This window comes from Streptomyces sp. (assembly GCF_019510245.1).
Taxonomy (GTDB): Bacteria; Actinomycetota; Actinomycetes; order Streptomycetales; family Streptomycetaceae; genus Streptomyces.
Genome location: NZ_JAEKKT010000354.1, coordinates 1 through 4,331, shown reverse-complemented (window position 1 = coordinate 4,331; position 4,331 = coordinate 1). Strand labels below are relative to the sequence as shown.

Sequence of the window (4,331 nt, the reverse complement as noted above, 5' to 3'; positions counted from 1 at the left end):
GTCAGGCGCGGACATCGCGTTCCCGCTCCGCCCGCTGGGTGCCGAGCGCATCGAGTCGGGGGGCGGACAAGTACGCGAGCAACAGCAGTGCGGTTACCACGCTGGCGACGGGTGCCGGAAACAGCGCCCAACTGCTCACGATCGCAAGGGAGACGAGCGTGACCGCGCCGGCGACTGCCACGTGCGAATGCCCGCGGACCCAGACGAGCCGTTGGTACACGTGATCCCGATGCGCGCTCAGCAGTGCCTGGCGCCGTCGGACCCGCCGCAGGAGTGTGAACGAGGTGTCGGCGGCGTACACCGCCAGCGGGGCCAGCAATAAGGCCAGGTCGACGTGGCTGTCGATACCGACGAGTATGCCGACGCCGACCAACCCCCCGAACAGATAGCTGCCGACGTCGCCGAGGAACAGCCGGGCCATGGGGGCGTTTGCCGGTAGGAAGGCGATCGCCGCGGCGGCGGTGACAGCGCAGATGGCGAACAGCACCGGAGCTTCGTGACGCGTGGCTGCGACCATGCCGGAGGCTCCCCACAGGGCGATGGTCAGAGCGGTGATCCCGTTGATGCCGTCCATGAAGTTGACACAGTTGACCGAGAGCGCGATGACCACTGCTCCCAGAGCGAGCCACAGTGGTTCGGCCCGCACGACCCAACCGGCGACCGCGCCCAGCACCAGCTGGGCGAGCAGTCGGGGGGCGACGGACATCGAGCGGAGGTCGTCGACGAAACCCAATGCGGCGAGGGCGATGGCCGCCAGCGCCACCTGCCAAATGAGCGGATCGGTGCGGGGCGCCGCCACGCCGACGCCCGCCACCACGCCACCCACGCAGGCCAGTCCGCCGCCCCGGAGCACGGGAGTCGAATGGGCCGACCGTGCGTTCGGCACGTCGACAACGCCACGCCACCTCAACAACTTCGCCGCGATCGGGAGGAGGAGTGCCGTGACTACGAGTGCAGCGGTGAAGCTCCACACGCTAGGGGGCCGCTCGGACGATTCGACGTGAGTTCGCGAGCACGCCGGTGACCCACGGGTGCGAGGCGATCGCGGCGGGATCCAGGCCCGGCACGTTTACGTGCGAGATCAGCGGGTGGAAGGGCCGCTCCCCGCGCTCGCCGTCGCCGAAGAGCTCCTCGTGCAGCTTCTCGCCCTCGCGCAGCCCGGTGAACACGATCTCCAGGTCCTTGCCCGACATGGCGATCATGCGCTCTGCGACGTCGACGATCTTCACCGGTTCGCTCATGTCGAGGACGAGTGCCTCCCCGCCGCGGCCGATCGCCGCCGCCTGGATCACCAGCTCGCACGCCTCCGGCACCGTCATGAAGAACCGGCTCACCTCCGGGTCCGTGACCGTCAACGGCCCGCCGGCCTCGATCTGGGCGGCGAAGGCGTGGAGCACCGAACCGCGGCTGCCGAGCACGTTGCCGAACCGGACGGAGAGGAACCGGCCGCCGTTGCCCCGGTGCGCGAACGCCGCCGTGAGGCGCTCGGCCAGACGCTTGGAGTGGCCCAGCGCGCTGGTCGGGTTGGCGGCCTTGTCGGTCGAGATGTTGACGAACTGCTTGACCCCGTTGGCATCGGCGGCCCGCAGCACGTTGAGGGTGCCGTACACGTTGGTGCGCAACGCCTCGCCGGGGTAACGCTCCAGCAGCGTGAGGTGCTTCAGGGCCGCTGCGTGAAACACCACCTCGGGCTGGTGCTCGAGGAAGATCCGGTCCACCGCCTCGGCGTCGCGGATGTCGCACAGCACGGTCTCGGGTGAATCGAGCAGGGCCCGGCCGTAGAGCGACAGTTCCACCGCGTGCAGCGCCGACTCGTCCCGGTCGAGCAGCACCAGCTCGGCCGGGCCGTACCGGTGCAGTTGTCGGCACAGCTCCGACCCGATCGACCCGCCGGCACCGGTTACCAGTACTCGCCGTCCGGTGATGTACTCGGTGATCGAGCGGAGATCGGTGCGCACCGGCCGGCGGCCGATCACGTCCTCGACGTCGATCTTGCGGATCGCCGACAGCTGCACCTGCGTCCCGCGCAGCGTCTCGCGCAGCGGCGGCAGGACCAGGCAGGTGAGGCCGGCCTCGCCGGCGGCGTCGGCGATCTCGCGCAGCAGCGTCGAGTCGGCGTCGTTGACCGCGACGACGACCGACCGCACTCCGAACTCCTCGGCCAGGTCGGCCACGTCGCCCAGGCGGCCGCGCACGCGCAGCCCGTGTACGCGCAGGTTCCGCTTGCCCGGGTCGTCATCGAGGAACGCCACGGGACGGTACGGCGAACGCGGGTCGCGCAGCATGCGCAGCGCCAGCGCCGAGCCGAGCCAGCCTGCGCCGAGGATCAGGATCCGTTCCGCGTCGTCGCCGGGCGCCGACCGGTTCTGGGCGATGATCCGCTTGACGAAGCGGACGGCCCCCATCGCAACCAGGGCCAGTGGCCAGGCCAGGAAGGGCAGGCTGCGCGGCAGGCCGTCCGGGTGCAGGGGCGCCACGATCGCGGTCGCGAGGAAGCAGAGCGCAGTTGCCGACACGGCTACGCCGCGCATCTCGTCGAAGCTGCCGGGCACGTACCGACCGCCGTACATGAGGACGAGCCCGCCCACGAGCAGCTGGCCGCCGGCCAGGAAGAGCGCGAGTACCGAGACGCTGGCCCACGGCACCTTGTGCGGAGCAAAGTCGAAACGGGCCAGAGCCGCGATGTCGGTGGCGGCGATCCAGGCCACGATGTCGGTCAGGATGGGCGACAGGGTGAATCGCGGAACCGATTCCACCTCGCTCATCGCGCATTCCTCTCGGAAGACATAGATCGCAGACCAGGCCCCCGCCGCGATCACGCTACGCGCCAGCGGTGGACGAGCCCAGAAGCGGGCGAGTTGCTCTGGATTCCGTTCATGAAAGCGATGCGCTAACGTCGGTCTTGATCTGTCCAATCAGTCCGATTTTCGGGGTTCGGCGTAACGGTGAGGGATTCGCCAATGTCCGTAATCAAGAAGTTCTCGCTCGCGATCATCGCCCTCGCCGGCCTGCTCGCTCTGGCCGCGGGAACTGCCGGGGCGGCGCCGTATACGAACCAGCCAACCGTCCGCGCCAGCACCACCAACCCGGCGGTCGGTGGCACGCTCACGCTCAGCGGCAGTGGCTTCGGCGCGAACGACACCCTGACCATCACACTGGACACCGGGGACACGCTCGGTACCACGACCACCGACAGCTCCGGGGCGTACAGCGTCACGGTGACCCTGCCCGCCGGCGTGAGCGGTGATCACACCATCGTCGTCGCCGACGAGGCCACCGATGAGAGTGCCTCGATCGCGATCACGATTGGCTCCGGCTCGAACCCCAGCGGCGGCGGCGGCGTGTCGAACACCGGCGTGGCCGTCATGTCGATCGGTGGCGTGGGTGCGCTGCTGCTCGTCGGTGGCCTGAGCCTGATGCTGCTCGGCAAGCGCCGCCGCGTGTCCGCCTGACCGACACCGATCCGGCTTCGACCGCGTCGACCACCGAGGCGCCGGCCGACGGTTCCGGACGCCGCCGCCGCGTGCGCCTGGCGCTGCTGATCACAGGCGCCGTACTGGGCATCGCGGTCGCATGGTTAGTCGTGACCGGGCTGCTGGCCCGCGCGCAGCTCAACGCCGTGCGCGGCGACCTCGACCGGCTGCGCGCCCAGATTCACGCCGGGGACCTGCCGGCGGCCCGCAAGACTGCGGAGCGCATCGCGAATGCCGCCGCCCGCGCGCACCGGCTCACCACCGGCCCCGCCTGGGCCGGCGCCGCCGCGCTGCCCTGGCTGGGCGACCCGGTCGACACGGTGCGGGTCGTCGCCGCGCAGGCCGACGCGCTCGGGCACCGGGTACTGCCCGCGCTCGTCCAGGCCAGCGGTGACCTCGACCCGGCCCAGCTCCGGCGTCCGGACGGCTCGTTCAACCTCGACCGCATCTCCGCCGTCGCCCCACTGCTGGCCCGGGCCGACTCGGCCATGCAGCGGGCGGCGGGCGCCGTGCGGCGCGCACCGGGCGGCGGTTGGCTGCCGCCGGTCGGGTCGGCGCGCTCGCAGGTGCTGACGCGGCTGACGAGTCTCGCCCGCACCGTCCATTCGGCCGACCTCGCCGCCGCGCTGGCCCCCGATCTGCTCGGCGCCCACGGACCCCGCCGGTACTTCGTCGCCTTCCAGAACGAGGCCGAGGCGCGGGGCACCGGCGGCATCCCGGGCGCCTTTGCGATCGCCCGCACCGACCACGGGCGCATCACGTTCGAGCGCTTCGAATCCGACAGCGCGCTGGCGACGACGGCGGTCGATCTCGATCTGGGTCCCGATTACGAGCAGCTGTTCCGCGGCGCAGGCACGG

General features: G+C 71.0%; 4 protein-coding genes. 2 read left to right on the top strand and 2 right to left on the bottom strand.

Going from position 1 to position 4,331, the window contains the following annotated elements; all coding sequences use genetic code 11:
* Position 1: 1 nt before the first annotated feature.
* Positions 2-826 (bottom strand): hypothetical protein, encoded by an 825-nt coding sequence (locus JF597_RS51355; protein ID WP_294013467.1) that lies wholly within the window; start codon positions 824-826, stop codon positions 2-4.
* Positions 827-974: 148 nt separating this feature from the next.
* Positions 975-2,765: a nucleoside-diphosphate sugar epimerase/dehydratase gene (locus JF597_RS51350; RefSeq protein WP_294013464.1), complete on the bottom strand. Its 1,791-nt coding sequence runs from the start codon at positions 2,763-2,765 to the stop codon at positions 975-977.
* 195 nt (positions 2,766-2,960) lie between these two features.
* On the opposite strand from JF597_RS51350, the gene JF597_RS51345 reads away from it, so the two are divergent.
* Both JF597_RS51345 and JF597_RS51340 read left to right on the top strand, forming a co-directional pair.
* Positions 2,961-3,452: an IPT/TIG domain-containing protein gene (locus JF597_RS51345; RefSeq protein ID WP_294013461.1), complete on the top strand. Its 492-nt coding sequence runs from the start codon at positions 2,961-2,963 to the stop codon at positions 3,450-3,452.
* A gap of 71 nt (positions 3,453-3,523) precedes the next feature.
* Positions 3,524-4,331 (top strand): DUF4012 domain-containing protein (locus tag JF597_RS51340; protein WP_294013458.1); only part of this gene is annotated, 808 nt, incomplete at its 3' end.

What these genes read in the sequence shown, in the direction of transcription:
- JF597_RS51350 (WP_294013464.1), bottom strand. Translation starts at nt 2,765, where the DNA reads ATGAGCGAGGTGGAATCGGTTCCGCGATTCACCCTGTCGCCCATCCTG.
- JF597_RS51345 (WP_294013461.1), top strand. Translation starts at nt 2,961, where the DNA reads ATGTCCGTAATCAAGAAGTTCTCGCTCGCGATCATCGCCCTCGCCGGC.